Raw genomic sequence first — 21,808 nt, 5'->3', positions numbered from 1 at the left:
TCGTTCAGTATGACGGAAAAAGAATTTTGACAAAAAGAATCAAAAAAATAATTGACCAAATGTAACATGATAATACTAAATAACAAAATATACTCTTGAAAAGTAATCTGATGATAGACAGTCATTTGATAAAATGAAATATCTGCACAATTATGCGGACAGCCATTTTTATGATTTTATTTAGAGGTAACTATTTGATTGTTAGGAAAATAAATATTAAAAATGACTTGCATAATTGATCTTTTACACTATATCTTTGTCGAAGAAATTTGAAGATTGAATTTCAAACAATAATGATTTAAAAATACAATACAATAAATAAAATGGATTTTAAATATAACTCATATAACTCAGAATTACACGCCCCAGGATTCGTTTCGGGATGTTATACAATACAGGTGCATGAACGGCAGTAGGATAGATATGTCTTATTGAATCTCATGAAGCACCTTTAATCGGGTGCTTTTTTTGTGCCCTAAAATTTAGGTTTGCCATAAAGGCGCGAAGACACAAAGATTTTTTTATAAAGAATTGAATTAAAAAATTAGTGACTTAGTAGCAGACTGAAAAAGTAATGAGTAAAATGATTTTCGCGCAAAGTTGCAGAGGCGCAAAAGCTCAAAGTAAAAAAACTTGGCGACTTGGCGTCTTTGCGAGAGATTGACAAAGTATATAAAAGATAAGTATGAAATGATTTTCGCGCAAAGTCGTATAGGCGCAAAGGCTCAAAGTAAAAAACTTAACGTACTTATGCCTTTGCGGCAGGCTGATTACGCAAAAAAAAGAATGATTAAAAGAATAAAAATAAAACTTTGTGCATTAGCGCCTTAGTGGCAAGTTTAGCGACTTAGCAGCAAATTAAAAATTAATAAAATAAAACAAAATATTATGAACAACAATACATTAGATAAATACAAAAAAGCGATTAGAAATAAATACGAGATAGAAAAAGAGGGCGAATACTTTGATTATTTGTACAGTCCTTCTCGTGGAAAGTTACGTGATTTTTGCTGGCTTATTTTCGAGAATGGCGCAACGCAGGATGACTTAAATGTTTTTAGAAATTTATTTTCTATAGATTTTGATCATACCAAAAAGAAAAAATTTAAAGAACAAAAAGATAAGTTTAGACCTATCGAAACTTTCTTTAAAGGAGAAACAGATCCGTCTAATATTGATGCAATAAATTTAGCAGCAGTTATGGTTGATTTTCAACCACGTCCTTTCAAAAACTTTAATAAAATGTGTAGAATGGAAGATGCAAAACAAATTGAAAGCAGTTATAAAGCTACGGCAACTGTTAAAACAGAGAAAAAGACTAGAGAAACCGCTAGTTTTATAGAAAACGAAAAGCCAGGAGAGCATTCTAGACAAAGAAGTCTTTTTTCTAATTTCACCACTCTATTTTCTAAAAAAGGAGATCAGAAGGGATATCCGGAAAAAAGAATCCGGTTTTCGAGTGGCTAGCACTCTATTGTTCAATTGAAGGAAATCTTCGTCAAATAAAAAATGGCTGTCTTTCTAAGACAGCCATTTTCATTTGGTTATATTATTTTGATTAATTATGATCGTAGATTTTAAGATAAAGATCTTTATAAATTTCTTTGATAATTTTACGTTTCAATTTTAAAGTAGGAGTTAATTGTCCACCATCAATAGACCAGACATCCGGAGTTAATTCAAAACGTTTGATTTTTTCCCAGTGGCCAAATTTTTCATTGATTTTCTCCACTTCCTCGTCAATACGTTTAATCACATCAGCATTTTCGCTAATCGATGCATCCGTACTTCCTAAAGTTATTTTATGCAGTTTTGCCCATTCTTTTACAAATTCAAAATTAGGCTGAATAAAAGCAGCAGGCATTTTTTCTCCATCACCAATAACCATGATTTGTTCAATAAAACGAGATTGTTTCATTGCATTTTCAATAAGTTGGGGAGCAATATATTTTCCGCCAGAAGTCTTGAACATTTCTTTTTTACGATCTGTAATTTTAAGGAAACCTTCGCTGTCAATTTCACCAATATCTCCGGTGTGGAAATATCCGTCTTGTAATGCTTCAGCAGTTTTTTCAGGATCTTTAAAATAACCTAACATTACGTTTGGTCCTTTGCAAAGAATTTCTCCGTCCTGTGCAATTTTAACTTCAACGTTGCGAATTGGTTTACCAACAGTTCCAATCTTGAAACCTTTATTTCTTTGGTCGTTCACAGCAATTACCGGAGATGTTTCAGATAAACCGTAACCTTCCATAACCGGAATTTCGGCAGCAGCAAAAACCCTTGTCAAACGGGGTTGCAAAGCGGCACTTCCGGAAACCATTAATTCAAGATTTCCTCCCAAACCTTCTTTCCATTTGCTGAAAATAAGTTTTCGGGCAATTTTTAACTGAAATTCATACCAGAAGCCATTGGCACCGTATGGTTCATATTTTAAGCCTAAATCAATAGCCCAGAAAAATAATTTTTTCTTGATGCCTGTTAATTCGCCACCTTTTGCATAAATTTTATCGTAAACTTTTTCTAAAAGCCTTGGTACAGCAGTAATAACGGTAGGACGTACTTCTTTTAAGTTATCGCTTATTTTGTCAATTGATTCTCCAAAATAAACAGAAACACCATAAAATTGATAGATATACAAAATCATTCTTTCAAAAATATGGCAAATAGGCAAGAAACTTAAAGCGGTACTTTTTCCCGGATCAAACGGAATTCTTGGTGCGCTGTCTAAAACATTCGATACAATATTTTGGTGCGATAGCATAACACCTTTAGGTTTTCCGGTGGTTCCTGAAGTATAAATAATTGTAGCTAAATCGTCTGTATGAATACTGTCTTTTCTGGCTTCAACTTCGTTCTGATTACTGTCATCTTCGCCAAGGGCCAATAAATCAGTCCAATGTTTGCAACCTTCGATTTCATCAAACGAATAGATCTCTCTTAAGGTTGGTACATTTGCTTTTATGGCATTTACCTTGTCAAGTACTTCCTTGTCAGAAACAAAGCAGTACATACTGCCACTATGGTTTAATATATATTCGTAATCTTCTTCTGAAATTGTTGGATAAACAGGAACATTTTGTGCACCGGTTTGTAAAATACCAATATCCATGATATTCCATTCCGTACGATTGTTCGATGTAATCAGGGCAATTTTGTCATCTTTCTGAATGCCCAAACGTAATAATGCTCTCGAAACAGCATTAGCTTTTGCAATATATTCCTGGCTAGATGTTTTTTCCCAGACTCCATTTTTTTTAGTTGCTAAAGCAACCTGAAGGTTATAAGTTTCTTGTTGATAATAAGGAAAATCAAAAAGGCGTGTGATTGAAACCATGTTTAATATATTGAATTTTACCGCAAATTAATTAAAAATAAGGTATGATTTTTAATTTTATACAATTTTATGGGAAAAATTATAGGTACAATAGAAAATCTACGAAAACGTTTTCTTTTTTGTAGTAATTTTTCGAAATACCGAGAAAAATTTATATTATAATAGAAATTTTAGGATAAAATTATTGAACGTTATAATCAACATATTCTTTTACTCTTTCTCCCATTAGAAACATTTTTTTCTTGGCGAAGTGAATAGAAAATTGAGAATAACTCCAGGCTTCACTATCATTTGATCTGAACCAGAATGTATATGATGCACTATTAAATCCTTCCTTAAAAACAGGAATTCCTTCATCTGTACACTCAATTCCCCAGTTGATCTTATTTTTGCTTAAATCGTCGGCCTGAATAACGCCGCTACCATCAGGATTTAAAATTGTAGTTGGTGCTTTTTGTCCTGTAGGAATATAAGTTCCGGGAACTGGGTAACCAATAGTGGTGGTAATATAGTGATCACGGCCATTATATGTAATCTGATCGACGTGAACTTGGGAGTAGGATTGTGTAAAAACAAAAAATAACGTAGTGAGTAATAAATGTAAAAATTTCATTCTATGTAGGTTTAATTATTTTTGGAGGCAAAAAAATCAGGGACGATTTTTTTGGCGAATATAGTTCAAAATTTCCATAGAAAAATGAATCCAAATTACAAGAATGTGTTTTTTTATTGTTTTTATTTTTATCAAATATTACTCTGTTGAAAATTGGTTTTCCAATAGTTTTTCTTTAAAATCAGATTTAAAAGTATAGGCAAAAGTAATCATCAACGCACGGGTATCTGACTTAGAAGTTCGGTTATTGGTAAAAAGTAATGTGTTGTTTTTATAACCGCTTTCCAGGGTGTTGAACATATCTGTAACCACCATTCCTAAACGGGCATTTCCTTTACCTAATTTTTGCTGAAAACCCATATCGACATTATAGATTGGAATCCTTTTTCCTTGTGCGGTAGCCAATGCCGAATTGTAATTGCCAATAATTTGTAGTTTTCCGCCTTTCCAGGGAACAAAATTATTAATGATTTTGCCGTACCAGCTAAAAGCATTATTGACTGTGTTTTGCACCAAATTAGAAGCATCAATATGTTGCTGAAAAGTAGTTACACTAATATTTGCATCATAAAAACCAATAGGTTTCAGGCTAAAAATAGTTTCTAAACCATAAGTTACAGTAGTTCCTATATTTCTGGGTTGCAGGAAGATAACTCCATTGTCTTGTAGTTCTGCATATTGTCTAATGGCATCAGTAGCATTTCTATAAAAAGCATTGATAGAAAACGAATATTTCGACCACTCTTTATTATAACTCATCTCGGCAATATGAATAATTTCAGGTTTCAAATACGGATTTCCGCCATGAGGATTCAAGGCGTCTGTAATATCTATAAAAGGATTCATATCGTCTAAATCCGGGCGATTGATCCGTTTGCTATAACCAATTTTTATAAATTCATCAGCGGTTAAATTTCTTTGTAATGATGCAGACGGAAAAAATTTCAGGTAATGATTAGAGAAATTATCACTGTTGTTTTGTGTTTTTCCATTGTTTGAAACTTGTTCTGCGCGCAGGCCCAGATTATATTTCCATTTTGGATTTTCTGTATCGCCTATATAGGAGTTTAGCATTCCGTAAACAGCATTGATTTGTTCGTTATATTTAAAACCATTACTGGCTAAAGGATTTATAACATATTCGCCATTAGTCATGTCAGCACTTTGAAAATCTGAATTAAAAAATCGGAAAGTTCCTTTGTATCCCGTTTCTATAACTGATTTTTCAGAAACCGGAATGACATAATTTACAATAGCATTCGAAATGTTTTCTTGCTCATAATTGTGTGTTCTTTGCAAAAAAGCATCACCAATTTTTGTATTATACTGATCATAGTTAAAAGTGTCGATATCTGTATTTTCTCTGTGTTTATTAAAAGAAGAAGTAATACTTGCATTCAGATTTTTGCGATCATCAGCAAATTTTCTGTCATAACTAAAAGCTAATTCGCCTACTTTTGAACGTTCCAATTCCAGAGAAAGTCTCCTGTTATTCGAGAAAAACTGATTGGCACTTGTGTTTACTTGTGTGTACAAAGTCTCATCATTATCCTGACTTTCCAAATTTCCTAAAGCTTCAAATGAAAAACTGTTTCTTTCATTTGGAGAAAAATCAATATTAAATTTTAGATTTTGTAATCCTTCAGTTCGTTCGTCGTTTCTATTTTGATTGATAAAATGTTCATCATCAATAAAATTATTGGTTCTTTCGCCTTTTATTTTTTTTGTTCTTCCGGCGAAACGATTGTCATAAGCTAAACCGAAATTCCATTTTTCGGTTTTCTGATTCAAAAGTACCGAGCTGTTCAATCTTCCTTTTGCACCAAATCCGCTGCCTAAAACTACAGCGCCATTAATCCCGCTCTGATTGTTTTTCTTTAGTTTAATATTGATGATTCCGCTTTCTGCATTCGCATCATATTTTGCAGTAGGGTTACTAATTACCTCAATACTTTCGATACTGCTTGCTGCGATTTGATCCATATTGGTAATCGCAGAGTTTTTTCCGTTAATTAAAATCATTGGCGATTTCCCTCTCAGGGTTATTCCTCCGTCAGCATCAACGGCAACTGTTGGAATACTTTTTAGCATGTCTGTAGCAGTTCCGCCGGATTGCGAGATATTCGAAACCGCATTAAAAACAAAGCCTTCATCAGTTTTTTGAATTTGTTTTCTCTGAGAATTGACAACAACGGCATTCAGTAAGTTAGTGTCGTTTTGTAAAGTTATAGTTCCAATAGTAATGGGAACAGTTGTAACTTTTATTTTTTGAGTGAAAGTTTTAAAACCTATTAATTTGAATTGCAATTGATAATCGCCAGAAATTACATTGTCTAAAGAGAAATTTCCAGCAACGTCTGTTACAGAATATGCAGCAACTTTTGTAGAATCATTTGCATTCTTTAAAATAACATCGACAAATTCAACAGGAAGTTTTCCATCAGAAACAATTCCTTTTACAGAAGAGTTTTGTCCAAATGAAAATTGACATATAGATAATAAGAGAATTAAAAGCGATAGATTTTGTCTGCATTTTTTCATGAGACAAAGATATTTATACGAGCAAAAAAGGCTTCTAAAAGTGCCTTAAGATATCATTAAATTAGTCTTAGAGCTGATTAAGTAAAGGTTTTCGCTGAGGTTTTTTTTGCCACTAATTTCACGAATTTTCACGAATTAATTAATTTGTAATTTTAAAATTAGCCACAGATTAAGAAATTAAAATGATTTTAAATGTAACTTAATTGTTTGCAATTAGCAAACAATTAAAAAAATAATTCGCGAAAATTCGTGAAATTAGTGGCAATAAAAAAACAAAAAAACGCTCGAATTATTCGAGCGTTTTTAGTAATAAATAAATATATTTTTTAGATTTTCTCAATCCATTTTCTTGCGTTAACAAAAGCTTCGTGCCAAGGCGTAACCTCGTCGTTTCTGTCTTTTGGATAATGTGCCCAGTTCCATTGGAAAGTCGAACGCTCAATGTGAGGCATAGTCACTAAATGTCTTCCGGTTTTATCACACATCATCGCTACGTCGTAATGTGAACCATTAGGATTTGCAGGATAACCTTCGTAACCATATTTAGAAACGATGTTATAACTCTCTTCGGCCATTGGTAAATTGAATTTTCCTTCTCCGTGAGATACCCAAACTCCTAAAGTAGTTCCGGCTAAAGTAGATAACATAACCGAATTATTCTCCTGAACTTTTACAGATGTAAAAATACTTTCGTGTTTCTGACTTGTATTATGCAGCATTTTTCCGTGTACTTCATGCTCCGGATTAATTACTTCAAGTTCCATGAACAATTGGCAACCATTACAAATACCTACAGATAAAGTATCTTCTCTTTTAAAGAAATTATCCAAAGCTGTTTTTGCTTTTTCGTTGTATAAAAATGCTCCGGCCCAACCTTTTGCAGAACCTAAAACATCAGAGTTAGAGAATCCTCCAACAGCACCAATAAACTGAATGTCTTCAAGTGTTTCACGACCAGAAATTAAATCCGTCATGTGAACATCTTTTACATCAAATCCGGCTAAATACATAGCATTTGCCATTTCACGCTCAGAATTACTTCCTTTTTCACGAATAATCGCTGCTTTAGGTTTTGGCTTCGAAGCGTCAATTACTGGTTTTTCTCCTGTAAAATGAGTTGGAAATGTATAATCTAATGGCTGATTTTTATAGTTTTCGAAACGAGCTTTAGCAGTTCCGTTTTTAGATTGTTTCTGATCTAATAAATAAGAAGTTTCAAACCAGATATCTCTATACTTCGCAATATCCAAATTATAAATTCCAAATTCCAAACTTGCAGTTTCTTGTACTGAACCAATTTTGAAGAATTCGATATTATTAGCTTTTAATTTAGCTTCAACAGCTGCATCAGATTTAGCCTGAAAAACGATTCCGATGTTTTCAGCGAAAAGGATTTTTAATAAGTCTTTTTCCGCGAAAGCGCTAAAATCAATTTTTGCTCCAAGGTTTACATCAGCAAAACACAATTCTAATAAAGTAGTGATTAAACCACCGCTTCCGATATCGTGACCTGCAAGTATTTGGTTTTTACCAATTAATTCCTGAATGGTATTAAATGCATTTTTGAAGAAAGAAGCATCTTTTATAGTAGAAGTTTCTTTTCCGATTACATTTCTGATTTGTGCAAAAGAAGAACCTCCTAATTTGAAATCATCCTGAGATAAGTTGATATAATAAATAGAATCTCCGTTTTTCTGTAAAACAGGTTCTACCACTTTTTTAATATCGGTACAGTTTCCTCCAGCCGAAATAATAACCGTTCCCGGTGCGATTACTTCGTCATTTGGATATTTTTGTTTCATCGAAAGCGAATCTTTTCCTGTTGGAATATTGATTCCCAATTCGATTGCAAATTCCGAACAACCTTCAACAGCAGCGTACAAACGAGCGTCTTCACCTTCGTTTTTACAAGCCCACATCCAGTTTGCAGATAATGAAATACCTTTTAAACCATCTTTAATTGGTGCCCAAACAATGTTTGATAACGATTCTGCAATAGCATTTCTGCTTCCTGCAACCGGATCAATCAAAGCAGCGATAGGAGCGTGGCCAATAGAAGTTGCGATTCCTTCTTTACCTAAATAATCCAGAGCCATAACCCCAACATTATTCAATGGCAATTGCAAAGGTCCTGCGTTTTGTTGTTTGGCTACTTTTCCACCCACACAACGGTCAACTTTGTTCGTTAACCAGTCTTTTGAACCAACAGCTTCTAAACGTAAAACGTCTTGTAAATATTTTTCAAAATCATTAGCTGAATACGTTATATCAGCATATTTTCTGTCGATAGTTTTATCTGTCATAACCGTTTTAGGAGAACTTCCGAAGAAATCTTCTAAAGCATAATCCATCGGTTTTGAACCATTTGATTTTGATTGAAAAGTAAAACGGTGATCTCCCGTAACATCTCCAACCTGATACATTGGCGAACGCTCTCTGTCAGCGATTCTTTGCAAAATAGCAATATCTTTCTGACCAATAACCAATCCCATTCTTTCCTGAGATTCGTTACCAATAATTTCTTTTGCAGAAAGTGTAGGATCTCCAACAGGCAATTTATCAAGGTCGATTAATCCGCCAGTTTCTTCAACTAGTTCAGAAAGACAGTTTAAATGTCCTCCAGCTCCGTGATCGTGAATCGAAACAATTGGGTTATGATCGCTTTCTACCAAACCACGAATGGCATTAGCAGCACGTTTTTGCATTTCAGGATTCGAACGTTGAATCGCGTTTAATTCAATTCCTGAACCAAAAGCTCCTGTATCTGCAGAGGATACCGCAGCTCCACCCATCCCGATTCTATAATTTTCTCCACCAAGAATTACGATTTTATCACCTTCTTGTGGTTTCTTTTTAATTGCCTGATCCAGTTTTCCATAACCAATTCCACCCGCTTGCATGATTACTTTATCATAACCAATTTTGCGATCGTTTTCTGAATGTTCGAAAGTTAAAACCGAACCTGTAATAAGCGGTTGACCAAATTTATTTCCAAAATCAGAAGCTCCGTTTGAAGCTTTGATCAAAATATCCATTGGAGTTTGGTACAGCCATTTTCTTTCTTCAACAGCATTTTCCCATTTTCTATCGTCGTTCAAACGAGAGTAAGAAGTCATATAAACTGCAGTTCCTGCTAATGGCAAAGAACCTTGACCACCTGCAAGACGGTCACGAATTTCTCCTCCTGATCCTGTTGCAGCTCCGTTGAAAGGCTCTACAGTTGTTGGAAAATTGTGGGTTTCTGCTTTTAGAGATAAAACCGAATCAAAATCTTTTACCTCGTAATAATCAGGTTTGTCAGCTGATTTAGGTGCAAATTGCTGTACTTTTGGTCCTTTTACAAAAGCAACATTGTCTTTGTAAGCAGATACGATATCGTTAGGGTTTTCCTGTGATGTTTTTTTGATTAATTTAAAAAGAGAAGTTTCTTTCTCTTCACCGTCAATTACAAAAGTTCCGTTGAAAATCTTGTGACGGCAGTGTTCTGAATTCGCTTGTGAGAAAGCAAAAATTTCAGAATCGGTTAACTTTCTGCCCAGTTTTACAGCCAGATTATCTAAATAATCTACTTCTTCCTGGCTTAAAGCCAAACCTTCTACTTTATTATAAGTGGCAATATCATCGATTTCCAGAATTGGTTCCGGTTGTACATTGATAGTGAAAATCTCCTGATCTAATTGATTAAATTTTTGTGAAAGCATTGGATCAAAATCAGTAAAATCTTCCGTTGCGGGATGAAATTCTTCAATTCTGATAATGCCCGGAATACCCATGTTCTGAGTGATTTCTACAGCATTTGTACTCCAAGGTGTGATCATAGTGGCACGAGGACCAACAAAAAAATCCGTCATTGCGGATTTTTCGATCTTATTAGAGTTGGCAAAAAGCCAGTTTAGTTTTGAAATGTCTTGAGCCGAAATTTCGTTTTGCGTTTGTACGGCAAAAACAGTTTTGCTTTGGTTTTCAAAGAAATGGATCATTGTTTTGTGTAGTTTGTTGTATTGAGGTGCAAATTTAGTGTAAATAAATAGCAAGCGCAAATTTGAAAACAAAGTCTTTTGAACTTTTTGCCACAAAGATAGAAAGGCACAAAGTTTTAATTAAAGTAATGATTAATCGTATTGTTTGTCATTTTTCGACGCAGGAGAAATCTCCGCGCGAAGCTGGACAAAGATTGGACTTTCGTTATGGAGTTACTTGCGGAGATTTGCTTCTCCTGTTCGCGACCACTCGGGACTCCTTTTTTGAAATGAATTAAAATGAGAATAAATTTGCGACTTAGCGTCTTCGTGGCTGGAAAAACCCTTATGTGTTTATGACATATAAACAAAAAAAGCGGCAATATTGTAGTCATGGTCGGAAGATTTTTCTTCCGACTTTTTTTTGTCTTGTTCTTAACAAATTATTCTTAACAGGATTAATCTTGTTTGTATATTTATTGCCGTAAATCAGTAATTTATGGCAAATTTTAAAGATCACAAAGTATGCGTTAATGAGCTGCTAGGTTTTATTCCTGAAGCACTCTTGTCACATCTCTCTACTAGTACAAAAGTAGACCATTATTCAAAAGTACTTCATGGTAAAAAAGTATTTTACCTACTTCTGTATGCTATTCTAGACAATGAGAAACTCAGTCAGCGCACATTAGAAGATACTTTTAATTATTCCGGTTTTAAAACTATTTTCAATCTAGAGGAATCTGAAACAGTCAGGAGAAGTTCTATTTCTGAGAGATTATCGAAGATTGATGCGGGTTATTTCAAAGAAATTTTTGAATACATGTATGATCGTTTCTCAGAGAATTATAATCAAGCAGAAAGAGACAAGTACAATTTAATACGCGTTGACAGTACAATTGTTTCAGAAGCTGTGGGAAAACTCAGAGAAGGTATTGACCAAAAGACCGGTAAAAAGCTTGTGAAATATAGTGTTTCCTTTGATGGGATTCTTCCGGCAGGTGCAGAAGTGTTTAATACTCAGAGTTATTCATCTGAGGATATTGCACTCCCCGAGGCTATTTTAAAGCAGGTCGAAAAAGATGCTCAACATCGTAATATTTATATTATTGACAGAGGTATTCAATCCACCCGTACTATGAAGGATTTTGACCAAAAGAATGTCAAATTTGTAATCAGAGCCAGAGAAAATCGTAAGCATGAAGAGTTAGAATCCCTAATCAAAGAAAATCAAGATTTAGATATCGAAGAAAACCTCTTAATAAAAGACAGCATTATCAATCTCTATACAGGAACTCCAATTAAAAACAAACGAGGAAACACACATTATAGAGAAGAAATAGTTGAAACTAAATTCAGATTGGTCATTGTAAAAAACAAACAAAATCCAGAAAAAGAATTTTGGTTTATAACTAATGATTTTGAACTTACAGCCAAAGAAGTTGCTGATTATTATAGAAGAAGATGGGATATTGAAGTCTTTTTCAGGTTTATAAAACAAGAGCTCAATGTTAGTCATCTTGTATCACTCAGCAAAAATGGAATACAAGTCATGATTTATATGACTCTAATTGTAGCGATGTTAGTTTTAATTTACAAGAAAGCAAACAACCTTGGTTATAAAACAGCTAAAAGAAGGTTTGTTATGGAATTAAGAGAGCTAATTACAGCAATAATGGTAACACTCTCCGGGGGAGATCCTTCAAAAGTCTTTAAAACATAAGTGGCCGGAATTTCTTCCGACCACTACTAGCAATATTGCCGCTTTTAAATGTAGTAAGCACTCGTTTTTAATTAGTTGATAATGATCTTTTTATTAAAAGTTTCAGAACCGCTATTAATACGAACAATGTAGATGCCTTTTGGCAAATTATTTATCGTCGATAATGAATCAGTAATATTCGATTTCTCAAATACCTTTTGACCTAAAATTGAAATTATCTCGATAGAATAAGGTGAATTAATAATATCAAAGTAAATGTTGAAGTTTCCGTTGGTTGGATTTGGATATAAAACCAATCCGTTTAATCCAGTAAACGTTTCTTCTTCCGTCTCGATAGACTCAACTTTAGCTTTTTTAGCTCCTAAATTTGAACAAGTGTCTGCGGAAAATGAATCCCATTGTGAACTTATATTGAATGTTGTCGATGGAGAAGTAACAGTTGATTTTCGTCTTAAAGTAACATCAGCAGCAAAGTTGGCAGTTCCGCCGTTGAAAGTTCCGATGATGTCAATTAAAACTCCATTTTTGAATAAACCTACGGCATCATTTCCGTTAAAAGTCAGTTCCGTTGCGGTCGTAGAAATATTGGCTGAAGTTGTCGCATAACAACTTGCAGCCATTGAACTGTTTACAATCGTAAATTTACTTCCTGATGTTAATGTTCCGTTTAAAACTAGACCAGTGCTCCAAGATCCGTCGCCATTCGTTTGTTTTTTTACGGTGTACGTTGATAAACTCACTGAACTTCCTGTATTATTAGCAATTTCTAAAGCTTTATTATTTCCTGATCCTTCAACATATTCAGAGAAAAGTAATTCTGTTGCTGTTCCTCCGGTTCCGCCACTTGCATTTGTTGTGGGAGAAACAATGTTGCTTGACGAAGAAATATTTCCGGCTGCATCTTTTGCTTTTACATAAATAGAATAACTCGTTGAAGCTGTTAATCCGGTAATTGTAGCAGTTATGCCAGAAACAGTAGTTTTTAAAACGCTGTTGACATAAACATCGTAACCTGTAACACCTACATTATCTGTTGAAGCATTCCAGCTAACCGAAATAGAACTTGCTGTTGTTGCTGTTGAAGCTAAACTCGTTGGAGCAGTTGGCGCCTGAGTATCTCCGGAAGGAGCAGTACCACCCCAAATTTGATTGATATATTCCGGATGATCAATATACGGATTTCGGTTATTTTGGCGGGCGTAGATTGCATTGTTTCTTGCAATTTCTCTCGCACTTACCGGATCTTGCGCATTCCAGGCCAAAAGAATATTCAAAAATGCCGTTGTAAAAACTTTGTTGCCTGAGCCATCAAACATAGCATACGTATATCCTGCAACCGTATTTTCATAACGGGTTGCAAAGTAGAAATACATTCGGGCAATATCTCCTTTAAATTCATTTACAGGTTCGAAAACAGTTCCTGAATATCCAGATACAGAACTTGATCCTAATTTGCTTCCGTTTTGAGAAGTATAAGTTGCTGAACTAACAGTTCCATGTGGATAATTAGAGCGCATTCCGTTTACTTTTCCATCAGTTGGAGTGATAAAATGAGCGTCTGCAACCATTGGAGATTGCTCATTAAATACCGATTGCGGAATAATGTGTTCTCTATTATAACAATCGCCTTCTGCAGAATAATTCCCACATCGTTGTGTGCTTCCGGTAGAGTAATTGTAAGGATCTGTTCCTGATGGATTCTCTGAATACATGTCTAAAACAGTTCCATCATTTTCATAAAAATTATCAACATCAGAGGTTTGATATGTGGTGTACAATCCTGCATATCCGTTATCAGTATGTCCTTTTATGATGTTGTACAATTGGGTTTTTAAAGTGTAACCAGTTCCGGTTGCTGTATTGTAATAACCGGAAGGAATTTGCGAAAAACCAACCGTAACAAATAGCAATAAGAGTAATGAGTAATTTTTTTTCATAAATAGTAGTTTAAGATTTGGGTTGTTAATAAATTGAAATATAGGTTTTTAATTTATTATTGTATCAAAAATACTACTTTTAGGGATATGCTACGTTAAGTGATGTTTAATTTTAGAAAAATTTTCTTACGGGTGGTTTTTGCCACAAAGGCACTAAGACGCAAAGGTTTTTTACTGCTAAGTTTATCATTTTGAGGAACAAGAAATCGCACACGAAACTCATCAAAGAATATCGACAATCGTTATAGATCAACTAGTGTGATTTCTCCTTCGTTGAAATTACAAATAGCACGTAATCTGCGTTCAAAAAAACTTAAATTAACTATATTACTTATATGATGGAAAAACAAAGTTATTTAGTGAAAGCTGCACTCTGATAAGCTCCTAGATCCGGATGGGAAGTTCTGTTTTTTCCGATAATATCTATCGGAATAACATATATCTGATTTCCTTTCGCGAAAGCAGCAGAAGCATTGTCAATGTTAAACTTGTTCTGTGAAACATTAAAGAACTTAGGGTTTTCATTTAGAATAATCTGATTATAATGAACCGCATCAGTTTTAAACTGATAATCTGGATTGGTAGTAGAATTGCTAAATTTCAATAAACAATTATTCAGCTGGTAAACAAACGCAGCATTTGTGCTTTTATTCAAATTGAATTCGTTTGTACTGGATCCGTAAATAATACAATTGTTAAAAGTTGCTTGTGTTAGCGGGTTAGTTTCAGGATTAGCACCGACTAAAATGTTGCTTAGATTAACGGCGAAATGAGAAGTGTTCTGCCAGTTATTATTGAAAGTACAATGTGTGAAAACATAATTTCCGCCATAAATGCAGGATAAACTTGATAAGCCGGCATAGTTTATTACTATGTTTTCTCCGTTAATATTCGCATTTTTAGCTAAGATTCCATATTCGGCACAATTGTAAATTTGTGTATTTTTGATTTGAATCGTGGCGTTGTCAGGGCTTTTTATGTTTAAACCCGAAATGGCATTTTTTAAAGTAAGATGGTTGATTGAATGATTTTTGCTTCCATTTGCGAGAATAACAGAATTCCATTGTCCGGGAATATTGGCATAAAGAGATTCTAGCCGATCTCCCTCAAAAATAATTTCATTTTCTAATTTATCTGTTGTAGATATAGTTCCGTTAATTTGTAGGGATGCCTTATTATCTACATAAAGTCCGGAATTAGCATGGAAAAATATGCGTGTTCCTGCTTGAAAAGTAACTGTTTTGTCTACGGGAACTCCTGCGAATCCATAAATTACATAAGGTTTCTTATTTGTAAATAGTAATTCATTGCCGTTAATAGGATCGTTTTCATCCAGGTAAAAACCATCAAAACTTTTACCGTCGATTTGAATTTTTTCTTTAGTTCCATCAGAGTTAATTTTTGGATAAAGGAAAACAGCATCCTGAATTAAAGTTACTAAAGCAACTTCCTGAAGATTAGCTCCGCTATCAAATTGAATCTGATCTGTGTATAAAAAATCAGTTGGGTTGGCATCTGTAATATCGGCGGTGGTTTCTATAAAAATGTACAAACTGTCTTTAGCTAAAAGTGTTACATCTTTAAAAATTTTACCGTTGTTTCCGCTCATTCCGTCAACCGTCATTCGGTATTTAGAGTTTAAACCATTTTTAAGCTGAATCGTTGGAATCGAAATGTCATCTTTGCTTTTATTGTATACTTTAAGTTGATACGTAGCCGAGCCAATATTTTTAAAAATAGTATCTAAATAAACAGTATCTTTTGAAAACTTTAAATTTCCGGAACTGGCAACAGTATAAAAATCAGTTCTGCAAGAGCTGGTTGTTAAAAGTATTCCGAAAATGAAAAATATAAAGTATTGACGCATTTAAAATAGTTTTTTTACACTTTTTGTGTAAATTTAATCCGTAGCTATGTGTATAATCTGTAGTAAAAAGATATTGCATTTCAGCCTTAGATTGATCTTGATTGTTTGTGTAAAAATAACAAAAAACTTACATGATTAAAGTTGATTTTTAATTTAGAATTGCATTTTCCAATTTGTATCTCTTCTTTTCTTTAATTTTACGATTTTAAATTCCATTTTAATGAATTATACAAAGGAGCAAATCTTAGCGCGTTGCAATGAATTTTCGAAAAACACGCTAATGGAAACGCTAAAAATAGAATATATTGATGCCGGTGAAGATTTTCTAACCGCTAAAATGCCGGTAAATCCGTCTGTTCACCAACCAATGGGGCTTTTGCACGGAGGTGCTTCTGTAGCTTTGGCAGAAAGTGTAGGAAGTGCGGCATCGTTTTTTTTTATTGATCCAAAGGAACAAGAAGTGCGCGGAATTGAAATTTCGGCAAATCACTTAAAAAGTATTCGTGAAGGCTGGGTTTTTGGTACAGCAAGAATTATTCATAAGGGAAGAAGTATTCATCTTTGGGAAATTAAAATCACGGATGAAGCTGGAAATCTTATTTCGCTTTGCAAACTAACAAATATGGTTTTGGAAAAAAAGAAAACAGAATAGATCATGAATGACTTTTTTTCTAAAATAAAAAATCATTACAACAAGCATTTGCCTTTTGTGATGTATTCTAAACCTAATTCTAGAAGTGTTTTTGGGCTTTTACAGCAAAATGATACTTTATATAAAATCTCCAATTATAAAGAAAAAGGTTTTGTTTTTGCTTCTTTTGATGAAAAACAATTGGTTTTGATTCCGGAGAATGAATCTGAAATTATAACAACAGAACAGGAAGATCTTTCTTTTGAAGCTATCGAAATTGAAGATTTAAGCTTTGATGAGGATGCTAAAACCCAATATAAAGATTTAGTTTCGAAAGGAATTGCAGCGATCAAAAACGAAGAATTCAAGAAAGTAGTTTTGTCCAGAAGCGAAAAGGTTGATTTGGCAGCATTTGATTTTGTCGAAACTTTTCAGCATTTGATCGAATTGTATCCAACGACTTTTACATATTGCTTTTTTCATCCTGAAATTGGATTTTGGATGGGGGCAACACCGGAACAATTATTAAAAGCGAACGGAAATGTTTTTGAAACTACGGCTTTGGCAGGAACTCAAAAAGCAACTACTGAAACTGAAATTCTCTGGCAGCAAAAAGAAAAAGACGAACAGCAATATGTAACTGATTTTATTGTAAAAAGATTACGTGAAGTTGCCGCTTCGGTTAATGTTACAGAACCTTATAGTCTGAGGGCAGGATCAATCTGGCATATTAAAACGGATATTTCAGGAGTATTGAATGGCAATTCTACGCTTGAAGAGGTGATTGATACTTTGCATCCAACGCCTGCAGTTTGTGGTTTGCCAAAGAAAAAGGCGAAAGCATTTATTATAGAAAACGAAAATTACGACAGGACTTTTTATTCTGGTTTTCTGGGTGAATTAAACAGCAGTTTTGCGAATAATGACATTAGTTCTGATTTATTTGTAAATTTACGCAGTATGCAAATTCAGGAAAACAAAGCCATTCTATATATGGGTTGTGGCATTACAAAAGAAAGCATACCTGAAAACGAATGGGGGGAAAGCGTCAATAAATCAATGACGATGAAAAGAGTGTTGAACTCAAAATTGTTAAAAAAAGGTTTTAAGTTTTAGGTTTCAAGTTGCCAACAGAACGTGAAACCTAAAACTTGAAACAAAACAAACAAAAAACATGAAATTAGATATATTAGCCTTTGGGGCACATCCGGATGATGTAGAATTGGGTTGTGCGGGAACAATTTTAAAAGAAATATCTCTTGGCAAAAAAGTAGGTATCGTTGATTTAACACGTGGCGAATTAGGAACGCGCGGAACGGCAGAAACCAGAGATAAGGAAGCGAATGATGCAGCTGCAATTTTAGGGGTTTTAGTACGTGAGAATCTAGGTTTAAGAGATGGTTTTTTTATGAACGACGAAAAACATCAGTTGGAAGTTATTAAAATGATTCGAAAGTATAAGCCTGAAATTGTATTGTGTAATGCAATTGATGACCGCCATATTGATCACGGTAAAGGAAGTAAATTAGTTTCTGATGCTTGCTTTTTATCAGGTTTGATGAAAATTGAAACTTCGGTTGATGGAGAAAACCAAGAAGCCTGGAGACCAAGAGTAGTGTATCATTATATTCAGTGGAAAAATATCCAACCTGACTTTGTAGTTGATATTACTGGTTTTGAAGAGAAAAAAGTAGAAGCAATTATGGCGTATAAAACCCAGTTTTATGACCCAAATTCAAAAGAACCTGTAACGCCAATTACGAGTAAGAACTTTTTTGAAAGTCTAAATTATCGTGCCCAAGACTTAGGGAGACTAGTTGGTAAAGATTTTGCTGAAGGGTTCACTGTTGAAAGGTGTTTGGCAGTCAATAGCTTAGGAAATTTGATGTAATTTTGATGAAAATTTTTCATTTTTTTCTTTGGAGAAGTAAACCTTTGTCGTATATTTGCAACCGCAAAGAAAAATGGTGGTTGTAGCTCAGCTGGTTAGAGTATTGGTTTGTGGTGCCGAGGGTCGCCGGTTCGAACCCGGTCAGCCACCCAGAAATTTAAAGCCTTGAAGAAATTCAGGGCTTTTTTTGTGCCTATAATTTTAGGTTTTAATAGATCTAAATTCTAAATCCCTGCAATAATTATATGTATGCTTTTTTGTAAGTTGAAAAAGGATGGCGTTTAAGTATAGGTTTATTGGTTGTTATGGTTTGGTTTATGTATCATTTTATTTCGGAAAAAGCATTTTCGTATTTTGTATTTGCGGTTTTAAATCTTTTTTCTTTGTAGAAGTAAACCTTTGTTGTATATTTGCAACCGCAATGAAAAATGGTGGTTGTAGCTCAGCTGGTTAGAGTATTGGTTTGTGGTGCCGAGGGTCGCCGGTTCGAACCCGGTCAGCCACCCAGAAATTTAAAGCCTTGAAGAAATTCAAGGCTTTTTTTGTGCGCTTAATTTTTTCTCAGTAAAAATGAAGCCCGGTTGTGTGGGTTTAGGTTTATGTGTATTCGTATTGTGATTTTTTTACCTATATATAAGAGTGGTTTTAGGGTGAACCTGATAGTGTTAGGAAACTGTCAGGCTTGTTGTCTTTGTGTTTAATATACGGGATGAATTTTAGGTGTATATTAGGAGTGTCTTATTTAGTTGTAGTAAGTGAGATTCTGGTTTTGAAATATGAATTAGGAGCTTCATCTCGCTATGCATTTCAATCTTTTACTTTTTAAAGAAAAAAGCAAAAGGATTTCCATTTCTATCGGGGCAAGGCCAGTTGTTCTTAATTAGAAATATAGTGTATATAGGTATGGGAGCAAATCTTAGTGCCTTATTCAAAGGTAAAGCAAAAGAATCTTCGTGTCTTCGAGGTATAATCAGGCAAGCCCCGGCGCAGGGAGCCGAAACTAATATGTGATTACTATTATAAAGTGATAGAAAAACCTCGATAAGTCTGTAAAGTTCATAAAAATGGCGGTTCTTCAAGTGTTGTTATTATGAAAAGCACAATGTGCTTACGAAAATTCCGATAAAGTCAAAAAAAGGACAATGGTTAAGGTTGGTGTTATCAGAGTGTTAAGAAAAAGTTTGTAAAAACATTGAAATTATAGAACAAAAAGGCTTGTAAATGTAAACAAACCACCTACTTTTGCACCCGCAACAACGACAGACGTTCACTGAAATACTGACAAGCCTTACTGATCAAAACGGAAATTTATTTTCTAAAAAAGATTCTGAAAAGCTTGTGAGATTTGAAAACAGATGTTACATTTGCACCCCGCAAAACAACGGAAGTTCATTGATAGATTGGTTGGAAAATGAGAAGAAAAGGAAAAGAAATTTTCTAAAAAAAACTTCAAAATTTACTTGCCAGTTGAAAATAAATTTTCTACTTTTGCACCCGCTTTGAGAAACAAGCGAGACAAAAAAGAAGACACGTTCGTAGACATATTGAATTGACAGCCGTTTTAACAGAGATGTTAAAACAAAAGAATAAAGAGTAAGATAATCGAGAGATTGAAAAAGAACCGATAGAGACTGATTCGAATAACAATACGATCTGAGTAATCAGATCAACAATATACGATGAAGAGTTTGATCCTGGCTCAGGATGAACGCTAGCGGCAGGCTTAACACATGCAAGTCGAGGGGTATAGTTCCTCGGAACTAGAGACCGGCGCACGGGTGCGTAACGCGTATGCAATCTACCTTTTACAGAGGGATAGCCCAGAGAAATTTGGATTAATACCTCATAGTATTATGAAATGGCATCATTTTATAATTAAAGTCACAACGGTAAAAGATGAGCATGCGTCCCATTAGCTAGTTGGTAAGGTAACGGCTTACCAAGGCTACGATGGGTAGGGGTCCTGAGAGGGAGATCCCCCACACTGGTACTGAGACACGGACCAGACTCCTACGGGAGGCAGCAGTGAGGAATATTGGACAATGGGCGCAAGCCTGATCCAGCCATGCCGCGTGCAGGATGACGGTCCTATGGATTGTAAACTGCTTTTATACGAGAAGAAACACTACTTCGTGAAGTAGCTTGACGGTATCGTAAGAATAAGGATCGGCTAACTCCGTGCCAGCAGCCGCGGTAATACGGAGGATCCAAGCGTTATCCGGAATCATTGGGTTTAAAGGGTCCGTAGGCGGTTTAATAAGTCAGTGGTGAAAGCCCATCGCTCAACGGTGGAACGGCCATTGATACTGTTAGACTTGAATTATTAGGAAGTAACTAGAATATGTAGTGTAGCGGTGAAATGCTTAGAGATTACATGGAATACCAATTGCGAAGGCAGGTTACTACTAATTGATTGACGCTGATGGACGAAAGCGTGGGTAGCGAACAGGATTAGATACCCTGGTAGTCCACGCCGTAAACGATGGATACTAGCTGTTGGGTGCAAACTCAGTGGCTAAGCGAAAGTGATAAGTATCCCACCTGGGGAGTACGTTCGCAAGAATGAAACTCAAAGGAATTGACGGGGGCCCGCACAAGCGGTGGAGCATGTGGTTTAATTCGATGATACGCGAGGAACCTTACCAAGGCTTAAATGTAGATTGACCGGTTTGGAAACAGATCTTTCGCAAGACAATTTACAAGGTGCTGCATGGTTGTCGTCAGCTCGTGCCGTGAGGTGTCAGGTTAAGTCCTATAACGAGCGCAACCCCTGTTGTTAGTTGCCAGCGAGTCATGTCGGGAACTCTAACAAGACTGCCAGTGCAAACTGTGAGGAAGGTGGGGATGACGTCAAATCATCACGGCCCTTACGCCTTGGGCTACACACGTGCTACAATGGCCGGTACAGAGAGCAGCCACTGGGCGACCAGGAGCGAATCTATAAAACCGGTCACAGTTCGGATCGGAGTCTGCAACTCGACTCCGTGAAGCTGGAATCGCTAGTAATCGGATATCAGCCATGATCCGGTGAATACGTTCCCGGGCCTTGTACACACCGCCCGTCAAGCCATGGAAGCTGGGGGTGCCTGAAGTCGGTGACCGCAAGGAGCTGCCTAGGGTAAAACTGGTAACTAGGGCTAAGTCGTAACAAGGTAGCCGTACCGGAAGGTGCGGCTGGAACACCTCCTTTCTAGAGCCTCAAGTGTTAGTTGATTTATCAACACGCTGAGGAAAAAAGAAGAAGCTTTATAGGTTTTGATTTTAAGACTATTTTACTCTTGCTGTTAGTTCAAATAATAAATTTTAAGAATA

General features: G+C 35.2%; 11 protein-coding genes, 2 tRNA genes and 1 rRNA gene. 8 read left to right on the top strand and 6 right to left on the bottom strand.

Annotated elements, in window-relative coordinates; genetic code table 11:
- Positions 1-888: 888 nt before the first annotated feature.
- Complete coding sequence (locus tag QLQ94_RS22570; protein WP_271338409.1) at positions 889-1,467, top strand: hypothetical protein; 579 nt, start codon at positions 889-891, stop codon at positions 1,465-1,467.
- Between the two features lie 91 nt (positions 1,468-1,558).
- Here QLQ94_RS22570 and QLQ94_RS22565 read toward each other — a convergent pair whose 3' ends face one another.
- The 4 genes from QLQ94_RS22565 to purL form a co-directional block, all read right to left on the bottom strand.
- The gene (locus QLQ94_RS22565) at positions 1,559-3,337 is read right to left on the bottom strand and encodes an AMP-dependent synthetase/ligase (protein ID WP_482498596.1); all 1,779 of its coding nucleotides are present in this window, start codon (positions 3,335-3,337) and stop codon (positions 1,559-1,561) included.
- A gap of 181 nt (positions 3,338-3,518) precedes the next feature.
- On the bottom strand, positions 3,519-3,950 hold the full coding sequence (locus tag QLQ94_RS22560; protein WP_427402802.1) for a hypothetical protein: 432 nt from the start codon (positions 3,948-3,950) through the stop codon (positions 3,519-3,521).
- Positions 3,951-4,088: 138 nt separating this feature from the next.
- The gene (locus QLQ94_RS22555) at positions 4,089-6,491 is read right to left on the bottom strand and encodes a TonB-dependent receptor (protein WP_482498594.1); all 2,403 of its coding nucleotides are present in this window, start codon (positions 6,489-6,491) and stop codon (positions 4,089-4,091) included.
- 326 nt (positions 6,492-6,817) lie between these two features.
- Positions 6,818-10,471 (bottom strand): phosphoribosylformylglycinamidine synthase, encoded by a 3,654-nt coding sequence (gene purL / locus QLQ94_RS22550; RefSeq protein ID WP_414655403.1) that lies wholly within the window; start codon positions 10,469-10,471, stop codon positions 6,818-6,820.
- A 478-nt stretch (positions 10,472-10,949) separates the two neighbouring features.
- On the opposite strand from purL, the gene QLQ94_RS22545 reads away from it, so the two are divergent.
- A complete protein-coding gene (locus QLQ94_RS22545; protein WP_482498592.1) occupies positions 10,950-12,170 on the top strand; it encodes an IS4 family transposase in 1,221 nt (406 codons plus the stop codon).
- Positions 12,171-12,241: 71 nt separating this feature from the next.
- Here QLQ94_RS22545 and QLQ94_RS22540 read toward each other — a convergent pair whose 3' ends face one another.
- The gene (locus tag QLQ94_RS22540; RefSeq protein ID WP_271338413.1) at positions 12,242-14,107 is read right to left on the bottom strand and encodes an endonuclease; all 1,866 of its coding nucleotides are present in this window, start codon (positions 14,105-14,107) and stop codon (positions 12,242-12,244) included.
- A 352-nt stretch (positions 14,108-14,459) separates the two neighbouring features.
- Positions 14,460-15,974 carry a hypothetical protein gene (locus tag QLQ94_RS22535; protein ID WP_482498591.1) on the bottom strand — a complete coding sequence of 505 codons (1,515 nt, stop codon included), beginning with the start codon at positions 15,972-15,974 and terminating at the stop codon, positions 14,460-14,462.
- 220 nt (positions 15,975-16,194) lie between these two features.
- On the opposite strand from QLQ94_RS22535, the gene QLQ94_RS22530 reads away from it, so the two are divergent.
- From QLQ94_RS22530 to QLQ94_RS22505, 6 genes are all read left to right on the top strand, one after another.
- Positions 16,195-16,626, top strand: a complete 432-nt coding sequence (locus QLQ94_RS22530) for a PaaI family thioesterase (RefSeq protein WP_083692961.1) — start codon at positions 16,195-16,197, stop codon at positions 16,624-16,626.
- A 3-nt stretch (positions 16,627-16,629) separates the two neighbouring features.
- Positions 16,630-17,721, top strand: a complete 1,092-nt coding sequence (locus QLQ94_RS22525) for a chorismate-binding protein (protein ID WP_482498589.1) — start codon at positions 16,630-16,632, stop codon at positions 17,719-17,721.
- Between the two features lie 58 nt (positions 17,722-17,779).
- Entirely contained in the window at positions 17,780-18,496 is a 717-nt protein-coding gene (gene bshB1, locus QLQ94_RS22520) for a bacillithiol biosynthesis deacetylase BshB1 (protein WP_482498587.1), read from the top strand.
- Between the two features lie 76 nt (positions 18,497-18,572).
- Positions 18,573-18,646: transfer RNA gene (locus QLQ94_RS22515), tRNA-His, on the top strand.
- Positions 18,647-18,927: 281 nt separating this feature from the next.
- A tRNA-His gene (locus tag QLQ94_RS22510) sits at positions 18,928-19,001 on the top strand.
- A gap of 1,171 nt (positions 19,002-20,172) precedes the next feature.
- A 16S ribosomal RNA gene (locus QLQ94_RS22505) occupies positions 20,173-21,686 on the top strand.
- Positions 21,687-21,808 lie beyond the last annotated feature (122 nt).

This window comes from Flavobacterium sp. B114r (genome assembly GCF_056824125.1).
This window is presented reverse-complemented; position numbering and strand designations above follow the sequence as displayed.